Here is a 24,817-nt window from a genome sequence, read left to right on the forward strand (position 1 = left end):
AGACTCCGCTACAAAGCTCCACGGCCGGCGCCCGCGCCGAGGTGGTCTCGGTCGTCATCTGGCGTCTCTGCCTTGATCGGTCGACCAGCCGTTATTGGTACGTCCCGACCCTGGGATCATTCAGCCCCGTTAAAGAGCGCCCGGTATAGCTCTGGACTCAGTTCCCGCAGCGCCGCCGGGTACGGCGGATCCTGCAACCCATTGAGGTAGTACATATCGATCGCGTACTCGAACTGCGACAGGTGCTTGATCACCGTCTGTAGAAACCTGACCAGTTGTTCGCGCTCCCAGGTCAAATCGGGATCGAGTAGCACCTTTCGTGTCCATGGCAGGACAACCCGGATAATAAGATCGAATTCGGTGATCTGGTCGAGAGGCTGCATCTCCGGCAGAGACGACTCAAGATGCCTGCAAGCCAGCTCCACCAGGGCTGCCCGGCAGAACGGCAAGGTCAGCCAGACGACGTCACCCAGGGAACCGAAGCTCCACGGCATCGGGATCTGCGGCTCGTCGTCCGACCGCGGATAGAAGATCCTCCACATGATCTTGCTCAGATTCGCCGTTGCTCATCCATTCCTCACTCTCACGAGCCTTGCCAACCAAACGCTTTTCTCGGGCACTGCCCGTCAGGTTTGACAGAGCCATGGGTTTTCTCTGCATGGATCAGGGGGAAGCGCCCCGACCTCGATGAGATACGGCTCAGCCGCCCCCGAGGCGTTCGCTCGTTGCGTCGAGCTCGGGTAGCTGATGGCGGGGCTCCAGCAGCACGCGCAGGGCCCCCACGGCCAGACGGCTCCTACCGGGTGCCGACGATATCGCGGGTGACGGTGGACTGTTCGGTCAGCACCCCGCTGATGAGGGTCTGCGTCTCGTTGATGCGTTCGACGATGTCACTGATCGAGCCGAGGGCTTGGACGACGTTGTCGGCGTCGTTCTGGATCGCGGTGATCAGTTCGGCGACGTCCCCGGTCGCGCGAGCCGTGCCCTGGGCAAGTTCCTTGACCTCGCTTGCGACGACAGCGAATCCCTTGCCGGCTTCCCCGGCGCGGGCGGCCTCGATAGTGGCGTTGAGCGCGAGGAGATTGGTCTGCCCGGCGATGCCGGTGATGACCTTGACGACATCGCCGATCTTGGTGCTGGACTCCGACAGCCGGGCGACGGCCTGGTTGGCTTCTTCGGCCAGAGCGCTGGCTTGGCCGGCCACCGCGGTCGCCTGCGCCACGTTCCGTTCGACCTCGTCGATGGAGGCGACCAGTTCGGTGCTGGCCGAAGCAAGCCGGCTGCTCTCGTCGATGCGCTCCAGTGCCTGGGATACCAGGATGGCGGTGTTGCGCAGGGCGTCGGCGCGGCTGTCGGACAGGTCAAGCCGCTGGCCGGAGAAGAAGTCCATGGTGCCGACGACCTGACCGTGCACGATCAACGGCAGGCAGACACCAGACTTGACGCCGGCGCGCCGAGCGGCCGGAGCGCGCACGCAGTCGGTGACCTCACCCAGGTCCTGGACGAAGACCATCTCACGAGCCTTCCACGTCCGGCCGGCCAGACCGACACCTTCGGCGAACGTGGCCGACCGGGTCACCCGGCGGAACTCCTCACCGGCGTCACCGGACTCCAACACGAAGGTCAACACATCCGCGGCCGGGTCGACGGTCCAGAACGACCCGTATTCCCAGCCGAACTCTCGCCGGATGGTCTCCAACGCCTGCCGGGTCGCCTCCTCGCGCGTAGTAGCCGCGGACAGTCCGCGCAGCACGGTGTTGACCGCGGCAACGTCCACAGCGGAGGCCCGTTGCCGCTCTACCTGTCCCACGCGTTCCAGGGACTGCGAGACCAGCAGCCCGACGCTGCGCAGCGTCTCCAACCGCTGCGCGGACAGGTCGAGTACCTCGGTAGTGAAGAAGTCCATGGTGCCGACGACGTCGCCGCCCTCCAGCAGCGGGAAGCACACCCCGCTCTGCACGCCGACCGTGCGGGCGACCGGTGCCCGTACGCAGTCGGCCAGCTCGCCGAGGTCACGCACGTGGACCAGGTCGCGGCTGCGCCAGGCACGCCCGGACAGGCCGACGCCCTCCCGGAAGGTCGCGCTCAGGGTCACCTGCCGGAACTCCGGACCCGCGTCGCCGGACTCCACCGCGAACCGCAGCACGCCGGCCTCCGGATCCACCCGCCAGTACGACCCGTAAACCCAGCCGAAGCAATCGCGCACCGTGTCCAACGCCGCCCGCACCGCCTGCTCGGACGAGGTGGCCGCGCCGAGCGCCCGGACCACGGCCGTCACCGCTGACGCGTTGGCCGCCGCCTCCGTGAGCGCCACTTCCAGCGAGGTTGTTCTCGTGCCGGCGTTGCGACGGATGAACCGACGGGCGGCCGGGTTGCCGCCGCGCACGGTGGCGGAATCGTCTGGTATTGCCATCAATGGCCCTCTCAACGCTTCTCAAGCTAGAGAGCCGGGTTGCAGCGCTGTACTCGGCGCTGATCCCGGCTGACGTCCGGTCACCCATCGGTAGCGTTCCGGGTCGGATGAGGAATATCGGCTATACACCCTGCTCGACCCGAGCAAGGGACGCCGCAGCAACTGCACCTCGGCTTCGCCGGGGTCTGCTGCAGCGATAGGTGACATCTGAGTTGGCTTGCCGTGGAGGCGGGCTGGAAGGATGTTGCTGTGCCCAAGCCCTACCCTCGTGAGTTCCGCGATGACGTCGTGCGGGTGGCCCGTGATCGGGATCCAGGTGTGACAGTCGAGCAGATCGCCAAGGACTTCGGGTTCATCCGATGACGTTGTTCAAGTGGCTGCGTCACGCTGACATCGACGCGGGGACCAAGCCTGGTGTCAGCGGCGGCGAGTCGGCTGAGCTGCGCGAAGCGCGCAAGCGGATCAAGTTGCTGGAGCAGGAGAACGAAGTTCTGCGCCGGGCCGCGGCGTATCTGTCGCAGGCGAATCTGCCGGGAAAAGGCTCTACCCGCTCGTGAACGAGCTCGCCGCCGACGGGATCCCCGTCGCGGTGACGTGCCGGGTCTTGAACATTGCTCGACAGCCCCTACTACCGGTGGCTTGCCCACCCGGTCACCGACGCCGAACTGGCCGAGGCATACCGGACGGACGCGTTGTTCGACGCACATCGTGACGACCCGGAGTTCGGCTATCGGTTCCTGGCCGACGAGGCCCGCGCGGCCGGGCGACCGATGACCGAGCGCACCGCCTGGAAGATCTGCTCCGGCATGGGCTGGTTCAGCGCGTTCAGCCGCAAGCGGCGGCGGGGTAAGGGCGGTAGGCCGGGGCCGCCGGTGCACCCTGATCTCGTCAAGCGCGACTTCACCGCCGACGGTCCGAACCGGTTGTGGCTGGCCGACATCACCGAACACCACACGGCTGAGGGCAAGCTATACCTGTGCGCGATCAAGGACGTGTGGTCGAACCGGATCGTCGGGTAGTCCATCGACTCGCGGATGAAGTCGCGACTGGCGGTCAACGCCGTGCACAACGCCGTCGCTCGGCGTGCTGACGTCGCTGGCTGCGTGCTGCACACCGACCGCGGGTCGCAGTTTCGCAGCCGCACGTTCGTCCGCGCCCTCAACCAGCACCACATGATCGGATCGATGGGCAGAGTCGGTGCCGCCGGCGACAACGCCGCCATGGAATCCTTCTTCGGCCTGCTGCAGAACAACGTCCTCGACCGCCGGACCTGGCCGACCCGGCAACAGCTCAGGACCGCGATCGTGACCTGGATCGAACGGACCTACCACCGCCGCCGACGCCAACGATCGCTGTCCCGGTTGACCCCTATCGAGTACGAGACCATCATGACCCCACCGGCCAGTCAGGCCGCGTGACTGGAACTGTCACCTATCCGTGCAGCAGACCCAAGTGCCCTGCACGTTCCTGGGCAAGCACCTGCGCTTCTCCCCCACCGACCTGGCCGCGATCGTCGCCAACTCCGCCCGCCCGGCCGTCGGTCGCCGCGGCCGGCGAAAGACGCCGCCCACCGTCCGGGATCGGGACTTGCCACCTGGCCGCCAGCGAAGCGTCCATGCACCGACCGATGACCACACATCGAATGGGAGCAGCCCATGGCATGGGTAGAACGACGCGGCAACAGCTTCCGCGTGCGCTACCGCAACCCCGACGGCAGCGTCGGCACCGACTCCTCACACCCCACCCGTACCGCCGCCGAGATCCGCTGCAAACAGGTCGACGTCGACCAGGCCTTCGACACCTACCTCGACCCCGCCGCCGGGCGGATCACCCTCGCCGAGTGGGTGGCCATCTGGGAAGCCGGCCACCTGGCCGGCGAGGCCAAGTGGGCCGCCTACCGCAGCCACCTGCGCAACCACATCCTGCCCCGCTTCGGCCACGTCCAACTATCGAAGATCACCCGGCAGTCAGTGAAGGTCTTCGTCAAACACCTCAAGACCCAGCTCGCCGACTCCAGCGTCTCGAGCGTCATGTCGCTGTTCGGCCTGCTCATGCTGAAGCCGTCGCCGACCGGCGCATCGGCTACAACCCCTGCGCCGGCATCAAAGTGCTCACCCGCCGGGCCCCGGAACGCCCGCACGCCACCCCGACCCAGGTCAACACCATCGCCGCCCGCATCCACCGGCGCGCCGACCAGATCCTGGTCATCACCGCCGCCTACACCGGCATGCGCTGGGGCGAACTCGCCGGCCTCGCCCGGGCCAACACCCACCTCGGCGACGGACTCATCCAGGTGCATCCCGAGGTCGGCGCCCTGCACGAGGTCCAAGGCCGCCTCTACCTCGGCCCACCCAAAACCGCGAACTCCGTCCGCGACATCCACCTCCCGCCGTTCCTGATCGGCCTGCTGCAGGAGGTCCTCGACAGCCACGACCACGACATCGTCTTCTGCGGCGCCCGCGGCGCCTACCTACGCCGCTCCAGCATGTCCCGCCGCATTTGGGGCCCCGCCGTCAACGGCGACGAGCGCGCCCACACCGGCCCGGTCATCGAAGGCATGCACTTCCACGACCTCAGACACACGCACAAAACCTGGCTGATCGAAGACGACATCCCCGAAGTCGCCCAAGCCCAGCGGCTCGGCCACCGCCTGCCCGGCGTGCGCGGCATCTACAGCCACGTCACGCCCGCCATGCGCCGGCGCATCACCGATGCGCTCCAGCACCGCTGGCTGGCCAACCAACCCGCGCCCGCCGCCCACGTGCCCCACTGCTCCCAATCTGCTCCCCGCACGAATCGACGCCAGCACGACGGCAAGGGACGAACGAAAGGGAACGCGGAGCCGCCAGGTCGTCGCCACGACCGCGCGTCACGGCAGAAGAGGGCACGGGGTCTGGCCACACTGCCAACGCAGTGTTGGCCGGTCGCTCCGTTGTGCACTATCCGCGGCAACGACGCCGGTCGCGAGCAAGCACGCGCTGGCGGCGATTTGGGGGTTCGCCCCTGTAGACGCGGGCGAGGTTGAGCGCGCCAGTGAACACCACCTCCGCCGTGGGTGCTCCCGCAGCGAGCTCGGCCGGCGTCCAGACGGGTCACGGTGAAGGGGCCACAACGTGCCGTTGCGGCCCCTTCACGGTGGATGGAAAGTGCACTCCGCCAGACCCTCAATCAGTAGTCCGCCGCCGGCAAGCTCACCGCAACTGACCATCGCGATTCGGTCTTTTCACCCGCCGCGTCGGCGGTGCAGCAGCCGCATCAGCATGTTCTACGCAGGAGCATCGACCAAACCGGGAGATCTCGCTAGTCCGCTGCCGTACGCTCTCGGAGCCGCGTTGTCTCCTCGATGTCAAGGTCGAAGGTCCTTGCGTCGAGCACGACTCCGTAGTCGCGCCTCGCCCCTTCGACGGACACGCAGTTGGCAAGCACGTCCATCCGTACCGCCTCGGGATCGCGCTCGTACGGGTCGCCGTACCCGCCGCCTCCGCTGGTGTGGATCTCCACCACGTCGCCGGCGGCGAGCACCGTGTCCGGGCAGATGGGGTCGAGCCGCTGCTCCCGGTCCGTGCCCGGATTGCGGACGACGAACCCGGAACGGCCGTCCTCGCCGCCGTTGGTACCCCACGGCGGGAACTCGACGTTGGACAGGCGTGAGCTGAACGACAGCCCGTCGCGGAGCACCTGGACCCGCCGGACGACCCCGACCCCGCCGCGGTACCTGCCCGGTCCGCCCGAGTCGCGGCGGAACTCGTAGCCGAGCATCCGTACCGGCCACTGCCCTTCGATGAACTCCACCGGCAGGTTCTTCTGGGCCAGGTAGTAGACGCTGTCGAGCCCGTCCGCCCACGGCTTGGCACCGTAGCCGACGCCGATGCCGTCAACGAACATCGTGTACTGGCCGGTCTGGGAGTCCAGGCCCCGCAGGTAGTACACGACGTAGGAGCCGGACCCGGCCGGGGCGCTCTCGACGTCGGCCTGGGCCAGCGTCCCGAGTACAGCGTTGTTGGTGAGTCCCCAGGTGATGCCACGCATGCCCACCGCGGCGGGGAACCGGGGCGACAGGATGCTCCCCTTGCGGAGAAGCACCTCACCCAGGCCCTCGACCATGCCGCCGTTGAGGCTCATCGTCGGGTCGTCCTTCATGAAGTACGCCCCGTACATCAATCCGAGCACCGAGGAGTGCATGAGGAAGTTGATGGGCGACAGCGACTGGTCGCTGGAGCGGCGCGTGTCGACGGTCACCGAGTCGCCGTTCTTGATCAGCGTCAACTCGATGTGGTGCACCTCGGCGCCCGGGTACTGCGCGTCGATGGGCTGCCGGAACGTGTACTCGCCGTCGGGCAGGGAGAGCAGACCGTTGCGGACGATCGCGCGGCCCTGCTCGAGCAGTTCGGTGATGGCGGCCTGGGTGGTCTCCACCCCGAAGTGCCCGAAGATCTCCGCGAGGCGTTCCGCGGACACGTCGGCGGCGGCGATCAGTGACCTGAGGTCGCCCTCGAGCATGTTCGGGAACCGGGTGTTGGCCAGGACGATGTTCCAGATGCCCTGGTCGATCTGGTCGCGGGCGCGCAGGCGGACCGGTGGGATGCGGAACCCCTCGTGGAAGATCTCGCGGGCGGTCGTCGACTGGGAGCCGGGGGCCACACCACCGACGTCCATCATGTGGGAGAAGATCTGCACGAAGGCCACCACCCGCCCGGCCAGGAACACGGGCCTGACCACGAGGAAGTCGGGCAGGTGCGAGACGCCCCCGTTGGACTCGTAGGGGTCGTTGTAGGCGAAGAGGTCTCCCTCGACCATGCGATCGACGGGGAACCGGTCGATCACGGCGTCGATCGCGCGGGCGCCCAGCGGCAGGTTGGTCCCGGTGACGAGGTGGCCCTGGTCGGAGAAGAAGGCGACGAAGTAGTCCTTCTTCTCCCGTACCACCGGCGACATCGCGGTGCGCTCGACGAGTGCCTCCACCTCACGCCGGGCGGAGACGAACCGGGACTTGATGAGTTCGCGGACGATGGGGTCATTGAGGACGGCCGGGGCGGCGCTGTCGGTGCTGGGGCTCACGGTGCTGACTCCTTCGTCGAGGGCTGATCGCGGAGGAACTCGAAGACCGCCGCCTGGAACGTCGCCCACGACGGTGCGTGCGTGGCGACGGCGTGCGGCGCGTACTCGAGGTGGACCGACCGGGCGTTCGGCAGCCACCGCAGCAGCTCGTCGCCCAGGCGCTCGCCGGTGATCCAGTCCCGTGGGCCGGTGTGCACGACCAGCGTGGGGCAGGTGACGCCGGAGAGCTCGTCCCGGGTGTCGTGCCGGGCGGACGCTTCGATCAGCGCCAGGTGCGCGTCGACGGCGTCGCGGATGTCCGTCCACGGCCCGGTGGGACTGACGATCTCATCGCGGTGCTCGGCGAAGTAGGAGGGCAGGTGGCACATCCACGAGCAGGCCAGCTGGAACTCCTCGAACGACCGCCGGCGCAGCTCGGACAGCGTGGTGAACTGCGCTTGGAGCAGGGCATCGGCGTACACCCAGGACTGGGCGAAGATCGCGCCGGACACCAGGTCGGGATGCTGGATGGCCAGGCGCTGGGCGATGCACCCGCCGAGGCCGCCACGGCCGAAGACGGCCGCCCGCTCCAGGCCGAGTCCCCGCATCAGTGCGGCGAGGTCGTCGGCGTACAGCTCGGTCGACGGCTCGCGGTCCAGGCCGCCGTTGGACCGGCCGACGCCGCGGTGGTCGTACACGATCAGCTGGAACTCGTCAGTCAGGCCGGGCGGGTACGCGGCGACCTTGTGCCCGGTCCCCGTCCCCCACCCGGTCGAACAGACGACGGGCGGCCCTGATCCGATGACTTCGTAGTACATGTCGAAGCCATTGATCGGCATGTGCGGCACGTCAGCTCCTTTCGATGGCGAGGTTGCCGCGGTCGTCGCGGTGGACGTTCCAGCCCGGTGGGACGACCACGGTCGAGTCGGCCTGCTCGAAGACCACCGGTCCGGGGTGCGTCCAGCCGGCCTCGAGCTGTTCGCGCCGGAATACCGGCGTCGAGACGTACCGGTCCGCGAACCAGACCTCGCGCTGCCCCAGTTCGGCTCCGGCGCCCGGGCGCGCGGGGACCGTCCAGTGGCGGGCGTGCGGGCGGCCCCGGGCGACGACGCGCAGGGTCGTCAGCTCCACTCCGGACTCGGGGAAGCAGAAGGTGTACAGCTCGCGGTGCCGCTCGTGGAAACCCGCGATCATGGCTTCCCGGCTGGCCTGCGTGCTCAGCGGCCCGGCGACCGGCACGGTCAGCTCGTGCCCCTGGTTCTCGTACCGCAGGTCGGCGTGCCGGGTGATGGTCCAATCCTCCCGCGGCACGCCCTCGTCGATGAGCCACTGCGTGGCCTGCTCGGTCAGCTCGTCGTAGACGGCGTCGCAGGCCGCGGCGTCCAGGCTGGCGCCCCGCTGGAAGAGGCTGCGGGAGTAGTCGTTGCGCGGCTCGGCCACCAGCAGCCCCAGCGACGCGAGCACACCCGGCGTCGGTGGCACCACGACCCGGGTCATGCCGAGCAGCTCGGCGAGTTCGACCGCGTGCACGGCGCCGGCGCCGCCGAGCGGCATGAGCGCGAACGTCCTGGGGTCGAGGCCGCGCTCCACGGTGATCTGCCGGATCGCGCCCATCATGTTGTTGTTGATGATCTGGATGACGCCGTAGGCGGCCTCCTCGACGCTGATGCCGAGGGGGTCGGCGATGTCGGTCCGCACCGCCCGCCGGGCGGCCTCGACGTCGAGCCGGACCGTGCCGTTGGCGATGCTGTCGGACAGCCGGCCGAGCACCAGGTTGGCGTCGGTCACCGTCGGGTGCTCCCCGCCGCGCGCGTAGCAGGCCGGTCCGGGGTCCGAGCCGGCGGACAACGGCCCGACGGAGACGCTGCCGGTGGCCGCGACCGCGGCGATGGAGCCGCCGCCGGCACCGATGGTGATGATGTCGAGCATCGGTACGTGCATCGGCCAATCGCCGACCTGGCCCTCGACCGTGGTCTGCGCCTCCCCGCCGCGGATCAGGCCGATGTCGGCGCTGGTGCCGCCCATGTCGAGGGAGATCAGGTCTAGCGCCTCCGCGCTCGCGCCCTCGTGCCGGGCGCCGATGACCCCGGCCGCCGGACCCGAAAGCGACATCCGCAGCGCCTGCCGCTCGGCCTCCTGGCGGCTGAGCGCGCCGCCGTTGGACTGCATGTAGGTGACCGGGGCGGTGACCCCGACCTCCGGCAGGCCCTGCTCCAGCCGGGTGAGGTACCGGCGCACCGACGGCTGGACGTAGGCGTTGAGGCAGGTGGCCATGGTCCGCTCGTACTCGCGGAACACCGGCAGCACGTCCGACGAGCAGCTCACGGCCAGGTGCGGCAGCGCGTCGGAGATGGCCTCGGCGAGCCGCCGTTCGTGGGCGGGGTTGGCGTAGGCGTGCAGGAGGCAGATGGCCACGGAGTCGACACCGAGCTCCGCCAACTGCTTGACGACGCGCGCCGCCTCGTCGTCGTCGAGCGGGATGACGGGTACCCCGTCGACCGACATGCGCTCGGCCACGGTCAGGACCGCCTCCGGCGGGATGGGCCGGGCGGGCTTGCGCCAGGTGTACACGTTCGCGTCGCGCGGGACGTCGTGCCGGCCGATCGCCAGTACGTCCCGGAAGCCCGCGGTCGTGACGAGGCCGGTACGCGCGCCCTTGCCCTCGAGGATGGCGTTGGTCGCGACGGTGGTTCCGTGGCGGAACCGCGTCACGGCGGCGGGGTCGACGCCGGCCATGTCCAGGATCTCCCGGACGCCGGTGAGGATGCCCTGGGTGGGGTCGCCGGGGGTGGACGACGTCTTGTGGATCCACATCCGCCCGCCGGTGGTCGGTACCAGGCAGCAGTCGGTGAAGGTTCCGCCGACGTCCACGCCCAGCAGGTAGGTCTGATTGTCCAATGGGGTCACTTGCAGTCCCTTTCGTACCGGCACGACGAACGCGAGATCGACGAGTGCGCGCGGGCTGCTCGGCGAGCAGCCCGCGCGGCCTGCTACTCGAGCTCGGACTTGTGCGTCTCGCTCATCTTGAAGAAGCAGAACAGGGAAATGACCATCAGGACGGTCAGCTCCAGGGTCGCCCCGACCGGCACCGGGAACACGCCGGTCAGCAGCTCGGCCACGAACGGCGCGGTACCGCCGAAGAGCGCCAGCGCGATCCCGTACGGCACCGAGAAGCCGCTGTAGCGCACCTTCGCCGGGAACATCTCGACGTAGGCGGCGATGACCGGGCCGCCGTACAGGCCCGCCATCACGTTGCCGACGATCGCGGCGGCCACCACGGACCCGAAGCTGCGCGAGGCATCCATCCAGGCGAACAGCGGGTACGACAGCAGGATCACCGCCAGGCCGTGCACGACGAGCACCGGTTTGCGCCCGAACCGGTCGGAGAGCATCGCGGCGACCGGCAGCGACACCGCGAACCCGATCAGCCCGATGGTGTTGGCCAGCAGCGCGGTCTGCGGCGCCATCTTCAGGACGGAGACCGCGAAGTTCACCAGGTACGTCTGGTACAGGTAGTACACGACGGCGGGGCCGGCGGTCATCGGGATGATGAACAGCAGCTGGCGGCGGTACTGCCGCCAGACCGCCACCAGCGGCCGCTTCTCCACGTCGCCGGTCTGCTGCACCTTGGTGAACTCCGGGGTCTCGGGGACCTTGGCCCGGATGTACAGCCCCGACAGGGCGAACACGGATCCGATCGCGAAGACCAGCCGCCAGCCCCAGGACGCGAACGCCTGCGGGGACATCGTCAGCGTCATGGCGGTGACCAGGCCGCTGCCCAGCAGCAGGCCGATGGCGATGGTGACCTGCTGGATGCTGCCGTAGAGGGCCCGGCGACCGCGCGGGGCGTACTCGACAAGGAAGGCGCCGGAGCCGGCGAACTCACCGCCGGCGGAGGCGCCCTGGACCAGCCGGGCGAGCACCAGCAGCGCGGGCGCCAGCCACCCGATCGCCGAGTAGGTCGGCAGCAGGGCCATCAGCAGGGTGCTGCCGCCCATCAGCAGCACGCTCAGCGACAGCGCGCGCTGACGGCCGGCCCGGTCGCCGTAGTGGGCGAAGAGGATCGCGCCCAGCGGCCGCGCGGCGAAACCGACGCCGAACACGGCGAGGCTGGCCAGCATGGTCACCCGCTCGTCTCCGGAGGGGAAGAAGAGCCCACCGATGACCTTCGCCATGTAGGCGTAGACCACGAAGTCGTACCACTCGACCACGTTGCCGACGGCGCCGGCGACGATGGCCTTACGGCGCATCCGCCCGGCATCCGGTGCGACGCTGGATAATTCAGTTTCAACCGCGGCCATGCTGAGGTTCCTCTCTGACAGGTGAAGCTGGCCTTCCGTGTGGGTTTCGCAGTGGTGCTGGACCTGCTCAGATGACGTCGTCACGCCTCAGCCGGTCGATGACGCCCGGATCGAGCCCGAGCGCGCTGTAGACCTCGTCGTTGTGGGCCCCCAGTTCCGGGCCCGCCCATCGGACGGTGCCGGGGGTCCCGGTCAACCGTGGGAAGACGTTCTGCATCGGTACCTCGCCGAGGCCGGGCACCATCAGGCGGACGATGGCGTCCCGGGCGGCGAAGTGCGGGTCGCGGAGCATGTCCTCGGCGGTGAAGATCCGCCCGGCCGGTACTCCCGACTCGTCGAGCGTGCGGAGCAGGTCGTCGGCCAACTGGGTGGAGGTCCAGTCGGCTATCAGGTCGTCGAGCTGCTCCATGTTCTTCCCGCGCGCGGAGTGCGTCGCGTAGCCGGCGTCCTCGGCCAGCTCGGGCCGGCCCATCACCGTCGCGAGCCGCTTGAACACGGTGTCCTGGTTGGCCGCGATGAGGATCGACTGGCCGTCCTTGGTCGGGTACACGTTGCTCGGAGCGATGTTCGGCAGCACCGCGCCCGTCCGCTCGCGCTGGTAGCCGGCGACCGCCCACTCGGCTACGAGAGACTCCATCAGGGTCAGGACGGCCTCGTAGATGGCCATGTCCACGACCTGGCCCCGGCCGGTCCGGTTACGGGCGTGCAGGGCCACCATGGTGCCGAGGGCGGCGAAGGTACCGGCGAGGGAGTCGCCGAGGGAGATGCCGGCCCGGGACGGCGGCCGGTCGGGTTCGCCGGTGACGTACCGGATGCCGCCCATCGCCTCGCCGATGGAGCCGTAGCCGGCGCGGGAGGAGTACGGGCCGGTCTGGCCGTAGCCCGTCACCCGGGTCAGGACCAGTCCCGGGTTCAGCTCGGACAGCTCCGCATAGGACAGTCCCCAGCGCTCCAGCGTCCCGGGCCGGAAGTTTTCGATCACCACGTCGGCGGTGCTGATGAGTTTGCGGGCGAGGTCCTGGCCCTCCTCGGTACGCAGGTTGCACGTCACGGACTTCTTGTTGCGGGCTAGGGTCGGCCACCACAGCGACTTGCCGTGCGGCTTCTCCCGGCCCCACTGGCGCATGGGGTCGCCGGCCCCCGGCGGCTCCAGCTTGATGACCTCGGCACCGAAGTCACCCAGCAGTTGGCCACAGAACGGGCCGGCGAGCAGCTGGCCCATCTCGACGACTCGCACGTCCTTGAGCGGCAGCTCGGGTGTTTCCGGCATATCAGCCTTGCCCTTCCCTAGAAGTGTTCGGCAGCAGGACGTTGCGCGCCGCGTGGATGTGCGAGCGCATGACCGACTCGGCCCAGTCGGGGTCGCGGGCCCGGAAGGACGCGAGGAGCTCGCGGTGGTGGCGGTGGCTGCGCTCCAGCGAGTCGGGCGAGTAGCGGTGGAAGGTCCGGATCACCATCGGGACCGACACCACGGAGCCGACGAGCCCGAGCAGCTTGGTGTTGCCCGACGCGGCGAGGACCGACTTGTGCAGGTCGGCGTTGAGCTGCGAGAGCAGGTTCAGGTCCTGGCCGGGGCCGGGTCGTCCGACCCGCTCCATGTCGTCGCAGAGCGCCTCGAGACGTTGCAGTTCGGCGTCGTCGATGCGGGTCGCGGCCCGCCTGGCCCCGTACGGCTCGAGCAGGCCCCGCAGCTCGAAGGTGTCCTGCAGCTCCGCATCCGACCAGGTGGCCACCCGGGCGCCCCGGTTGGGGGCCAGATCGACCAGACCGTCGGCGGCGAGCTGGCGCAGCGCCTCGCGTACGGGGGTGCGGGAGACGCCCAGCGTCTCCGCCAGCTCGACCTCCCCCAGCCGCGCGCCGGGCTCGAAACGGCCGTGCAGGATGCCGTCACGCAGCTGCGCGTACGCCTCGTCCGATGCCGACACGGCACCTCCTTCGTTCGATGATTGCATACAATCGTAGCCAGATGTGACCTAGGTCAAGGCCCTGATCGGGCTATTTCCAAGATTGCCCTCTTGGTTGTATACATCGACCATGGATGGACGCAGGGTCGAGATCATCGAGGTCGGGCCGCGGGACGGGCTGCAGAACGAGCCGCGGCCGCTGCCGACCGCAGCGAAGGCGGAGATGATCGAACGGGCGATAACGGCCGGGGTACGCCGGATCGAAGCGACCAGTTTCGTCAACCCGCGGCGGGTACCCGCCCTGGCCGACGCCGAGGACCTGATGGGCCTCGTGCCGCGCCGGGCCGGCGTCTCCTACATCGGCCTCGCCTTCAACCAACGGGGGCTCGAGCGCGCGCTGGCCGCCCAGATCCACGAACTGAACTTCGTGGTCGTGTCCACGGAGACCTTCAGCCGACGCAACCAGGGCATGTCCATCCCCGAGACGCTGCGGACGTGGCACGAGCTGGCCGGGCAGGCCCGCGCGGCCGGGCTGCGGGTCTCCCTCACGCTCGCCGCCGCGTTCGGCTGCCCCTTCGAGGGTGAGGTCGACCCCAAGCGTGTGGCCGGCCTGGTCGAGCAGGCGCTGGACACCCGCCCGGACGAAATCGCCCTGGCGGACACCATCGGCGTCGGGGTGCCGAGCCAGGTGACGGAGCTGGTCGGCCTGGTGCGACAGGCCGCGCCGGACATGCCACTGCGCTGCCACTTCCACAACACCCGCAACACCGGGTACGCCAACGCGGTCGCCGCCGTCACCGAAGGCGTGCAGACTCTCGACGCGTCCATGGGCGGCATCGGCGGCTGCCCGTTCGCCCCCGGGGCGACAGGCAACCTGGCGACCGAGGACCTCACATACCTGCTCCATCGGATGGGACTGACAACTGGCCTGTCGCTACCCACTCTCATGCACAACGCGGAGTGGCTCGCGACCCAGCTCGACAAACAGGTACCGGGATTGCTGTGCCGCGCTGGCAACTTCCCGCCGGGCGAAGCGAGGTGAGGTCATCGACCACATCCTCGGCTCCCAAGACCTGCGGCTGCGGCTTGCCAGCATCGACAGCCTCATCGACGACCTCGGCTCCATCACCGCCTCCATCAAAGCCGTCCGGCGAGCGTGCCCGACCACGCCCCGGTGGTCGCCCGGTTCAACCCGGCCTAGTTAGCAGCGCAGCAGTGCGTGCGTCAGATGTCCATCAACGGGCTGGTCAGGGCGAGGCTCAGGCGTCGGCCGGCTCGTCCAGGCGCTTGAGTACCGTCACCGGCAGGTCCTCCGCCTCGAGTCGGTAGGCGCGCCACCGTTCCTTGGCGTATCTTTCATCGACGCGGAGAACCTGTCTCGCCCGCAGCTGTTGAGACCGGTTAGCGTGGCCGCGTAGTCCAGGCGCCGCCACCAGCCATGCCTTCATTACGACGCAGCGGGTGACGTCCACGGCGACGAAGAGAATCTCCAGATTCGGCTGCGGCGTAAAGGTTTGCGAGCGCACGAACGCCACAAAACCCTGCGACTGCACCCTGTACCGCGCCAAAAACCAGTGTCGGGGTCCCGAGCTGACCTTTCACTGAGGTCAGGCTGCCCTGCCGTATTCGTTGATGACGCCGCCGAGGATGCGTCGCCGCCGTACCGGCGAGTCGATGACGATCACCACGCCGGGGTCATGGTCGGGCGGATGCTGATCCAGGCTCTGGTGTGGACGGTGCCGGTCGAAGTGGTGCTCGTAGTCGCCGAGCACAGCGCGGGCGTGCCGCTCGTTGTAGATGAGCATCCGGTCGGTGCACTCGGCCCGGACGGAGCGGATGAACCGTTCCGCGTAGCAGTTCGCCCGAGGCGTCCGTGGCGGAGTCTTGACCACCTTGACGCCTTCGACGGCGAACACCGCGTCGAAGGACGCGGCGAACTTGGTGTCCCGGTCGCGGATCAGGAAACGAAACGCGCCGATCCGGTCGCCGAGGTCCATCACCAGGTTGCGGGCTTGCTGAGTGGTCCAGGCGGCGGTCGGGTGTTCGGTGACGCCGAGGATGTGCACCCGGCGGGTGACGACCTCCATCACGAACAGCACGTACAGCCGTCGCAGGCGGATCGTGTCGATGTGGAAGAGGTCGGTCGCGAGCAGTCCAGAAGCCTGAACACGGAGGAAGGTCCGCCAGGAGGTGTCGACGCCGCGCGGGGCCGGGCCGATCCTGGTGGCGGCGAGGATCCGCCGGATCGTGCCCGCGCCCACTCGGTGGCCGAGCCCCACCAGTTCACCCTGAATGCGGCGGTGCCCCCAGCCCGGATTCTCCCGGGCCAGCCGCACGACGAGATCCCTCACCTCGTCGCTGACCGACGGGCGGCCGGTCCGGTTCGGATACGTCCAGTGTCGCTTGATCAGGCGGCGGTGCCAGGCCAGCAGCGTGGCCGGGGTGACGATTCGGTGCGTACACAGTGCGCGGGGCAGCAACCGCGTCAGCGCGGACAGCACGGCGCGGTCCGGCCAGGATGGCCGTGGGCGACCGACCTGGCGGCGCAACACGGCGACTTCATGCCGCAACACCAGCAACTCTGCTGTGTCTTGGCGGCATCGCTCCTGGTAAGGAGCGCGAGCCAGCCGAACACCGAACCATGATCAGATATCGCAGCCGAACCATCACGAACCGATCATGCCGTAGTCAGGCGAAACCTCAGCTCACAGCCCGTGCGTCTAGTTTCGGCACGGTACAGCCGGTAGGTGGCAGAGGATCATGTGCTCCCAGTTTGCTCCCAACGTAAGGAGCACAAACAGAAAGGCTCGTTACCGCGATCCGGTAACGAGCCGTTTGACCTGCTGTTCTACTGGTGGGCGATACTGGGTTTGAACCAGTGACCTCTTCCGTGTCAAGGCGGGTATAGGCACCAGTCCGGCACGGTCCGATGTCACGTCGCTCTGCATGGTGCAGCTCATGCAACGTCCGCTGCCGCCGCATAACAACGGCTGGCGTCGGTTTCGCTGACTTCTCGCTGACTCGGTCATGCCCGACTTGAAGCGGAACTGAGGGCCCCAGCGGGTTAGCGGAAGCGCGGAGTGAAGACGTCTCGCCACAGCATGAACTCGACATCCCGCTGCGGCAGGTTCCACTCGAAATATGCCATCTACCGCACTGGCGAGAAGCAAATCCAGCCCAGGACGATGACCGTTCCCCAGATCGGCGGCCCTAGAACCCAAAAGTCGATGAATGCCACGGGCAAGGTCACCAGCGCTAACCTCAGGTACCACACGGCGAGCCGATAGGGCAGCGTCGTGCGGACATGCTGCACGACCGCGGTGTGATCGTTCGGCTGTGGGTCTGGCACGGCAGCACCCTAGCGCCTGCGTCGATGGACAGCAGCCGCTCGTCGTGACGTGGGACCCCTCGCTTGTAAGTTCTGCGCGCTCTGTCCGTGCGCGTCCGCGCACGTCTCTGACGTCGGGCACTGATCCACCGCTCTCCGTCTCCGGCCCTCCCCGTCCGGCCCTGTTGCTGTCATCGTTGCTGTCGACAGCAGCAGGGCTACCGGCGCTCCTGGAACTGACGCGGAACCGACTACCGTCGACCCGTGCTCGATCCCGCAACTGTCTTCGACGGATCCGGCCCGCTGGAGGACCCGCTCACCGACGAGGTTCTGCGGTCGGTGGAAGCGCAGCTTGGGCACCAGTTGCCCAACGCGTACGTCGACCTGGCCCGTCGACACAACGGCGGCCCGCTCGCCCGTGACGCCCACCCTGCACCCAACCGAACCTCCTGGGCTGCGGACCACGTTGGCGTCTACACGTTGGCGGCGATCGGTCGAACCGCTCGGTTCAGCCTCTGCGGCGAGTTCGGCAGCGCGTTCTGGGTAGCGAAATGGGGCTACCCCGACATCGGCATCTACATCGCCGACTGCCCGTCGGCGGGTCACGACATGGTCGCCCTCGACTACCGCTCGCCCGGTAAGCCGGCCGTCGTACACGTCGACCAGGAGTGGAACTACCAGATCACGGTCCTCATACGCGACCGCGACGCGAAGTTCACTCGACCCTTCGACGAGGTGTTCGCCGGCGAGGGCGTCGACGTGCGCCATGGCCACTACGGGGCAGCTAGGCGTTGCGCCGCAAGCTCAACTACCGTTCCCATCACCTGTCTCGCGCGGGGCTCTGTTTTCGCCTGCACGCTTAATCTTGTCGCGATGTCGTCGCGAGCCAACAACGCAATACACACGTAGTTCACGCGGTTCAGGACTTCGCAGAACATGACACTTTCGTCGATACCTGGAGGCTTCGGAAGATCGACTACTCGCAGCGACTCGTGCTCACCGTCACGGTCGACGTATTCGCCGCAGCCCAAATGGGTTCGACTTTGGGCAACAGCGTCGCGGGCGGTGACGCTCGCGAATGCACCCACGAATTGACGGATCCCTAAGTCCGGTCCTCGCCATTCTCGACGCTGCCCGAATCGACTTTCGTACACGCCTTTTCCCGCTCGGTTACCGCATGCCGACGTCACAATGTCGTCCATGTAGACAACTTCGAGTGGGACTTCGACCGCGGAAGCGATATCTGCCTTGGGGCCAATGAGGACAGCGCCGACTCTGTCTTCCGCGTCCGGTTTAAATGCTTCGTTCGGCTGCAACCCCTGGTCCCAGAACTTCGACGCTTGAGGTGATCGCGAGGGGCCGGCAGTGCCATCCGAAGACGCAGCGCAGCTCGTCGCGAAGAGAGCCGCAGCAGCTACGCATATTGCGAGGCGAGGAGCTCTAGGTCCTCCCATTTTCACCACCGCCGTCGTGTCGGTTGGGTTACAGAAGCGGTCGAAGGAGAACCGACCGTCCATACAACATCTCGAACGAGAGTACCTGACGAGTTGAAGGGTTTGGCCCAGCCCAGTTCAGCGAAACGTCCGTTGACGTTATCAGGTACACCTGTGGCGATATCGCTGGCGCCTCTATTAAAGTTGTAGCGGTCTTCGGCACGGACAGTGATACGCATCGCAATTACATTGCCCGTCACAGTGACGTCCGCGCTGGCCCAAATGTCGTGAGAGCCAATGGCCTTTTGCCACTCTTCCGTATTGGGGTTGCTTAGGTTCCGGGCGCGACCGGTCATCTGGAACGATTTGCCACCTGCAGCGCGTAACAGCTTTTCTGCCGCTCGCTGCGCATCCAGAATCTCCTTGTCCACACTCATCGCGATATATGGATCGTCCAAGTACGCCTGACCGTAGTCAAAACCGTAATCACTGCCATCACCAGTCAGGTAGTGGTTGTACATCTCGCCGGCGTCGCCCCAGCCCGCGCAGGGCCCCGCGTCAAATGTCACACTCCAGAGACATGCGAGGCGCTTCATATCCCACTCTGACTTGCTCCCATGGTCCGCTATGGTCGGAGCCTCGGCAGGGTCATATACGAAGTCGTCTTCCCAAGGTCCATGCGTTACGGGCTTTTTGGGCGCGCCAATACAAAACCGGCCGGAACACATCGTGTTGGCCCATTTCATGCGCTTCGCGGTATCAGCTTCGAAATCTTTTTGATAGTCGGCCCAGCTAACGCCTTCCGGCTTGAGGCCACTTGGATCGCTGAGTGTTGCGGGGGAATTATTGGAATAAGCATAGCCATGCATCTGTTGAGAATCCGAGAGATCCATGATCGGGTCCACGGAGATGAATCGGCCGATCTTTGGATCATATTCACGGGCGCCGAGGTGGGTGAGGCCGTTGTTGTCGCTAGTGCCGCCGACGAAGCCTTTGTCCATGGCGGTAGGCCAGGTGCCGGTGGTGGTGCCGCGTGTGTCGCCGAAGGGCAGGGTGCGGCGCCGACTGAAGGATAGGTCGGTGTTGTTGATGGTGGCTTCGGCGGTGTTGTGGTGGTCGTTTGCCAGCCAGGAGAGGCCGGTGACAGTGCGGGCGGCGATGGGTGTGCCGGCGTGGGTGTAGTACCGGGTGCAGGTTGCGGCGCCGTTGGTGGGTTTACGAATTTCGATGCCGCCCGGGAGGTAGAGCGTGGCACCCGCCGGGTCACGTCGGATGAGTCGGTTGCCGTCGGCGTCGTAGAGGTAGCTGCTGGTACCGGTCGAGTCGACCAACTTGGCGAGATCACCTTCGTTGTCCCACGTCAGCGTTTGCCCGTTGCTGCCGCCTGGTCGAGTAAGGGTGTTTCCCGTGGCGTCGTACGTGTAGTTGTCGGTCTTGCTGGTGGCGCCGCTGCTGACGACCTTCGTGACGGCATGGGGCTTGGATCCGGCCGCTCCGCCCTGCGGTGGATAGGTGTAGTCGCGGGTGGTGTTGGTTACGGCGTGGTGCGTCTCGGTGAGCCGGTTGACGCTGTCGTAGGTGTAGGAGTGCCAGTAGGCGGCGGGGCCACCGAGCCCCGCGACGGTGGGGGTCGGCGTGCAGTCACCTGAGGCCGGGGTCCAGCCGCTGGTCAGCCGGCGTAGGTAGTCGTAGGAGTAGCACTGGGTGTCAGTCGTGCCGTTAGCAGGCTTGTCAGCGATGCTGGTGACGTTTCCGGCCTTGTCATAGCCGTAGGACAGGTTGAAGAGTTCGGGTTTGACTTCCGGGATGACGCTGGCGTTGGTCAATCGTGCAGTGTGTTGGTCGATCGTGTAGGTGTGCAAAGTCCGGTTCCCGGACGCCCCGACCACGCGCTGTGTGAGCTGGCCGAGTTTGTTGTATGTGACGGAGTTGATGTAGAGCTGCATTGGCGAGCTGAGACCGCGCTGGGCACCGACCTCGTTGTACGTCAGCAGCAGCCGTTCGCTGGCAAGACCGGCGGCGGCGGGCAAAGTGATGGTCTGCGGTTGCCCGGACGCGGTGTAGGTGGTGCCGACGGCATAGGTGCAGGGGGTGCCGCCGTCCGCAGCGCATAGGCCGGCGTCAGTAGACGGGATGGTGGTCGCGCTGCCGAGGGGTCGGCCGGCTGCGTCGTAGCTGGTTATCTCGTTGACGTAGGCGTTGGTTGAGCCGGCGGGTTCGTAGCGTATCGATTTGCTTAGCTTGCCGACGCCGTACTGCAGGCTGTCGTACTCCCACTTGGCTCGCAGAGGACCCGTTTCGGACCCCTCACGTACGGTGATTTTGCGGCCGAGGTCGTCGTAGGTGTAGGCGAGGGTGACAAGGCGGGCGTCGGTCGTCTCGGTTATCTGCCCTACCGCATCGTACTTAGAGGTGGTGCGGCCCTTGTCGGGGTCTTCGTCCGTGGTTTTGCGCCCGCGCTGGTCGTAGGTGTAGCGCCAGGTGTTACCGGCGGGGTCTTTGACTGTGGCGAGTTCACCACGGTCGGTGTACGTGTACGAGGTCTGATCGAACTTCGTCGCGTCGTCGCTGCCGACGTCTGCCGGACTCTTGTACTGACGCAAGTACCTCGTCCTGCCACGCGCGTCCGTGATGGTCGTGGTCGCGGTCCCGCCGTCCGGTGGGGTCACATTGGTGCGGTCGCCGCTGTAGGAGGTGACGGTGCGCCACTTCTCGCTCGCGGCACCGTCGGCGCTGATCTTGAGGATCGCGTTGGTGAGGCGCCCGGCTCCGTCGTAAACGTTTTCCGTCCAAGACGGGATGGCCGGTATGCCGGCACCGGTAACGAGCGTCGTGTTCGGCGCCGTGTTGGTGGTGTCGTAGTAGGGGTTGGAGGTCAACTCGACCAGGCCGCGCGAGTCGTGGATGGTGTCGGCGAGTACGCGCCCGCCGCCGGGGGCCTGCGTTTGGGTTTGCCGCTGCCGCATCAGTCCGTCATACAGACTGATGGCAGTCTTGTAGGTGCTGGTGCCGTACGGCATCAGCGTCTTGGTCGTGACGGCGGTAGGCGCGTTGTTCCGTACGAGGTATGTGAACTGCGCGCTGCCGGCGTTGGGGTATGTGGTCTTGGCCCGTCCGGGCAGCCAGACCTGAAGCTGCCGGCCCAGCCCGTCGTAGGTGATTTCCGTGACCGCGTTGTTGGCGCCGACGGTCAGTGTCGGCAGGTTCCACGCCGGCGCCCGGGTTGACGTGACCGTGTGGCCCATCGCATTCGTGACGGTCGTCGACGTGACGGGTCCGGTGAGTTGCGGGGTATATGAGGTCGCCGTTTTGCGGTTGAGCCCGTCGTAGGTGGCGGTGACACGGCCGTTGGGGTCATAAGTCGCCCGCGTCGTCGTGACCCACACAGGCGTGGAGCCGGACCAGGAGTCGAGTTGCTCAACCTTCGCGACGTCACCCGTCAACGGAAGATACGTGTCCCAGTTGTTGTCTTCCTTGTCGTACGTGGTGCGGGTCGATGACAGCATGTCGCCCGGCAGCGAGGGCGTGGTGGCGCAGTTGACGCCGACGGTTTCGATCCGCTTGGCCTTGTCGAGCATCCAGTTCGAGTCGTTACGGGCGTACCAGGTGCGTGTGCAATTGTCGTCTGTGGCGGTGCCTTCGTCGCCCTGGTCGTCGACATGCGTTGGCAGGTTGTCGCTGTTGAAGGTGGTGACGGTTTTGGTCCAGCGCGCGGTGCCGTTGGGCAGCTTCGTGCGGGTCCGCACCGTGCCGGTGTTGGTCATCCACGCCGTCAGCGGGCCGGAGGTGGCCAGCGGGCCCTGCCGGACGGGGGTGTTGATCGTGCCGGACACCCACGCGCCGCCATTTCCGAGCAGCGTGGTTTCCTCGCGCAGCATGCCGGAGTAGGCATCGTGGTCTTCGATGCGGATGCCTTGCGAGTCGGTCACCCACACGTCACGCGTGCCGGACGGCTGCTTGTCCCCGTCCATGCCTCGCAGGTACAGGTATTCGGTGGCGGACTGGACGCCGGATTCGAGGCCCTTGCGGACTCGGACCTTGCCGTAGCCGCGGAACTGCCCCCAGGTGCGCTTTTTCTCCTCGACCAGCTCCGAATCGTCGTAATGCCAGGCTGGGGTGTCGAGGTAGTCGTAGTTGGTCTGCTCGTGCTCGAACCCGCCGGTGTTGTCGTATACATCTACCCGGGCGACGCGGTAGTGGTGGAACCAGTCCAGGGTTGCTTCCACCCCCTTGGGGGCGTAGTACTGCGGGAAGCAGCGCTTGGTGTTGTTGTCCACGGTTGGCAGCGTCGATCGGGTGCACTCGGTTGCCGAGTAAGATACTGAGATTTGCGCGCCGGATTCGGTGGTGATGGTGTTGACTCGGTAGCGGAATAGATTGGATCGGCCGTCGGCGGGCCCGTCGACGCGGTTTGCCAGGGCTTCGGAGCCGGGGTCGAAGACAATCTCCGGGTCCGACACCTCGGTACCGCCGGCGCTGGTGACCTTCCCCGTGTGGGTGATGCCGGCCAGCCACATCGGTTCGCCTTCATTACCACCGGCCTGCAGGTAGGTGTGGCGCAGCGTCCACCACTCGACCTCGTTGTAGGTGGTGCCGGTGCCGGAGTAGACCTGGGCGCGGATGCGTGACAGCCGCTTGGCGGTCCAGAACGTCGGTGACATTTGATCCGTGCATGGTGCGGCTTTGCAGTACTGGTCCCACGGGGTGTCGCGCCACGACTCCTTGACGGGGTCCGTGCCCGACCAGCAGTTGCTGACACACCGGTCGGCGACGTCAAACAAAATTTGGGCAGCGGCCTGTGTGGTGGACGCGGCGTTGTTGCGGTTGCCGTATTCGACGCGGGTCAGGTAGCCGCCGCGGTCGTAGGTGGTGCGCTTGTTGACGTCACCTTCGCGCCCGTACGCGCCAGTCTCCTTGCCGTAGAAGTAGGTCATGGTGTTGCCGTGCGGGTCGAGTACGTAGTCGAGGTTCCACCGCCACCCCTGCGTGGTGCGCGACCCCGCGAAGTCCCCGGCCACGTAACCCAGCTCATCGGGGTGGTTGCCGTATACCGGCATGGTCCACACTGAGTTTGTCTTCGTCGCGGCCGACGCGCCGCCAGGGCCGGAGTTGCGACCGAAGAAGTACTGGGTTCCGTCGACCGTGGTGACCTTCCAGTACTCGCCGTCGGCGTCACCGTTGCCAAACGACGTGTTCTTCCACAGCTCGACTTTCGAACCGTCGTCGGTCACACCCTTCCACGTGTTACCCGACGACTTGACCAGCTCGGTTGCCCGGCCGTTTAGCGAGATGGTGGCATTAGCGTCGCCGTCTGGCTTGAGCCAGCACTGGTCGCCCCCGCCGACGCTCTTGTTGTTCGGGTCACTGCCGCGGATGGCGTCTTTGTCATCGGCGCACGGCTTGTACTTACGTTCGATGTAGCCGGGCCACATGTCCCAGCCGTCACCGATCCACGATCCCTGCGTGTTGGTCCCACCCGTGCGCCCGTCAATGGATGCAGACGAGTACGACAGGCCAAGGTTCGGGGCGGGACCACCAACGGCCGGGACCGCGCGCAGCGGATACGACCAGGAAAACGCGCCGGTCTGCTGCGACACCTGCCACGTGCTGGCCGGGCTCAGGCTCGTCGCGGTGTAGTCGCCGTTGTCGCCGGACGCACCAGCGGTAGCGGCCAACGTGGTCACGGATCCGTCGGCGGCCAACGGAACGGCGGCCGTGAGGGTCTTCGTCGCCGCATTGTTGTCTGTCGGAATCGATTGTCCGTCCAGGGTCACGAGCCGAAGACGCGAGGCCCAGTCGCCGCCGTACGCGCCAGCGAACCCGGAGTAGTCCACCTGCATCGTGACCGTGCCGGCACGCTTAACACCGTCGCCGCGGCTGACCTTGAGCAGCAGACCCGACACGCCTGTCTTCGCGGCGGCGGCGCGGTCGGTAACTTCGACCTTGACCTTGTTCACCAACTCGGCGGGCGCGTTCGCGCTCCGCTCCACGTCCTTACCCGGCTTTGTCGGCGCCGTCGAGAACCAGACGGGCAGCGCACCGGCCTTCACGCGTGGCACGTCCCGGCCATTCGCCATCGCAGCCGGCGCGGCGGTTGCGGCAGCGGCCAGGTCGATGGTCGCCGTCGCGGCGGAAGGCCAGGTAACTGCCGGTGCATGCCGAACCTCACGGCCCGAGGCGGTCCACGCCGGCCGTACCTTGTGCTTCACGGGCGTGACGGCCACACCTGTGACGTCCTTGGGCTTGGGCGGCGTCCAGGGGGAGGCTGATGCCGTCGAGGTGGGCACCTGCGCGCCGAGCGTGACCACCATAACCGCGGCCAGTGCCCCGGCCGTACGGCGAACGGCAGTCGCGGTCGTCGTATTGGTCGGCAGGATTGGGATGCGTACAGCTCTCATGGA

General features: G+C 67.1%; 14 protein-coding genes and 3 pseudogenes. 5 read left to right on the plus strand and 12 right to left on the minus strand.

The features are described from left to right. Positions 1-116 precede the first annotated feature (116 nt). Both AB0J06_RS04390 and AB0J06_RS04395 read right to left on the minus strand, forming a co-directional pair. Complete coding sequence (locus AB0J06_RS04390) at positions 117-542, minus strand: hypothetical protein (RefSeq protein ID WP_357424508.1); 426 nt, start codon at positions 540-542, stop codon at positions 117-119. A gap of 254 nt (positions 543-796) precedes the next feature. Next, positions 797-2,413 (minus strand): GAF domain-containing protein, encoded by a 1,617-nt coding sequence (locus AB0J06_RS04395; RefSeq protein WP_357424510.1) that lies wholly within the window; start codon positions 2,411-2,413, stop codon positions 797-799. A 249-nt stretch (positions 2,414-2,662) separates the two neighbouring features. Here AB0J06_RS04395 and AB0J06_RS04400 point away from each other — a divergent pair. The 3 genes and pseudogenes from AB0J06_RS04400 (at position 2,663) to AB0J06_RS04410 (ending at position 5,438) form a co-directional block, all read left to right on the plus strand. Further along, positions 2,663-3,831 (plus strand): annotated as a pseudogene (locus AB0J06_RS04400) (IS3 family transposase). A 237-nt stretch (positions 3,832-4,068) separates the two neighbouring features. After that, a pseudogene (locus AB0J06_RS04405) lies at positions 4,069-4,356 on the plus strand (site-specific integrase); the annotation flags it as partial. A 164-nt stretch (positions 4,357-4,520) separates the two neighbouring features. Further along, entirely contained in the window at positions 4,521-5,438 is a 918-nt protein-coding gene (locus AB0J06_RS04410; RefSeq protein WP_357424512.1) for a tyrosine-type recombinase/integrase, read from the plus strand. Between the two features lie 275 nt (positions 5,439-5,713). On the opposite strand, the gene AB0J06_RS04415 is transcribed toward AB0J06_RS04410, so the two are convergent. The 6 genes from AB0J06_RS04415 to AB0J06_RS04440 form a co-directional block, all read right to left on the minus strand. Further along, entirely contained in the window at positions 5,714-7,471 is a 1,758-nt protein-coding gene (locus AB0J06_RS04415) for a hydantoinase B/oxoprolinase family protein (protein WP_357424515.1), read from the minus strand. Beyond that, positions 7,468-8,289 carry an alpha/beta hydrolase gene (locus AB0J06_RS04420; protein ID WP_357424742.1) on the minus strand — a complete coding sequence of 274 codons (822 nt, stop codon included), beginning with the start codon at positions 8,287-8,289 and terminating at the stop codon, positions 7,468-7,470. Before AB0J06_RS04420 ends, AB0J06_RS04415 begins: the two co-directional genes overlap by 4 nt. A gap of 10 nt (positions 8,290-8,299) precedes the next feature. Then, positions 8,300-10,357, minus strand: coding sequence for a hydantoinase/oxoprolinase family protein (locus AB0J06_RS04425; protein ID WP_357424517.1), 2,058 nt, complete (start codon positions 10,355-10,357; stop codon positions 8,300-8,302). 83 nt (positions 10,358-10,440) lie between these two features. Then, positions 10,441-11,700: an MFS transporter gene (locus AB0J06_RS04430; protein ID WP_357424519.1), complete on the minus strand. Its 1,260-nt coding sequence runs from the start codon at positions 11,698-11,700 to the stop codon at positions 10,441-10,443. Between the two features lie 118 nt (positions 11,701-11,818). Further along, complete coding sequence (locus AB0J06_RS04435) at positions 11,819-13,021, minus strand: CoA transferase (RefSeq protein ID WP_357424521.1); 1,203 nt, start codon at positions 13,019-13,021, stop codon at positions 11,819-11,821. Position 13,022: 1 nt separating this feature from the next. Then, the gene (locus tag AB0J06_RS04440) at positions 13,023-13,676 is read right to left on the minus strand and encodes a GntR family transcriptional regulator (RefSeq protein ID WP_357424523.1); all 654 of its coding nucleotides are present in this window, start codon (positions 13,674-13,676) and stop codon (positions 13,023-13,025) included. A gap of 109 nt (positions 13,677-13,785) precedes the next feature. Between AB0J06_RS04440 and AB0J06_RS04445 the strand changes: the two genes are divergently transcribed. Continuing rightward, positions 13,786-14,697 (plus strand): hydroxymethylglutaryl-CoA lyase, encoded by a 912-nt coding sequence (locus AB0J06_RS04445; RefSeq protein WP_357424525.1) that lies wholly within the window; start codon positions 13,786-13,788, stop codon positions 14,695-14,697. 217 nt (positions 14,698-14,914) lie between these two features. Here the strand turns inward: AB0J06_RS04445 and AB0J06_RS04450 are convergent, their stop codons facing one another. The 3 genes from AB0J06_RS04450 to AB0J06_RS04460 all read right to left on the minus strand — a co-directional run bounded on the left by AB0J06_RS04450 (position 14,915) and on the right by AB0J06_RS04460 (position 17,004). Continuing rightward, positions 14,915-15,208, minus strand: coding sequence for a hypothetical protein (locus AB0J06_RS04450; RefSeq protein ID WP_357424527.1), 294 nt, complete (start codon positions 15,206-15,208; stop codon positions 14,915-14,917). Positions 15,209-15,262: 54 nt separating this feature from the next. After that, the gene (locus tag AB0J06_RS04455) at positions 15,263-16,156 is read right to left on the minus strand and encodes an integrase core domain-containing protein (protein ID WP_357424529.1); all 894 of its coding nucleotides are present in this window, start codon (positions 16,154-16,156) and stop codon (positions 15,263-15,265) included. Positions 16,157-16,803: 647 nt separating this feature from the next. Next, positions 16,804-17,004 (minus strand): hypothetical protein, encoded by a 201-nt coding sequence (locus AB0J06_RS04460; RefSeq protein ID WP_357424531.1) that lies wholly within the window; start codon positions 17,002-17,004, stop codon positions 16,804-16,806. Between the two features lie 176 nt (positions 17,005-17,180). Here AB0J06_RS04460 and AB0J06_RS04465 point away from each other — a divergent pair. Further along, positions 17,181-17,676, plus strand: a pseudogene (locus AB0J06_RS04465) (SMI1/KNR4 family protein); the annotation flags it as partial. Between the two features lie 763 nt (positions 17,677-18,439). On the opposite strand, the gene AB0J06_RS04470 reads toward AB0J06_RS04465, so the two are convergent. Then, positions 18,440-24,814 carry an RHS repeat-associated core domain-containing protein gene (locus tag AB0J06_RS04470; RefSeq protein ID WP_357424533.1) on the minus strand — a complete coding sequence of 2,125 codons (6,375 nt, stop codon included), beginning with the start codon at positions 24,812-24,814 and terminating at the stop codon, positions 18,440-18,442. Positions 24,815-24,817 lie beyond the last annotated feature (3 nt).

It is taken from the genome of Micromonospora sp. NPDC049679, assembly GCF_040659735.1.
GTDB lineage: Bacteria > Actinomycetota > Actinomycetes > Mycobacteriales > Micromonosporaceae > Micromonospora_I.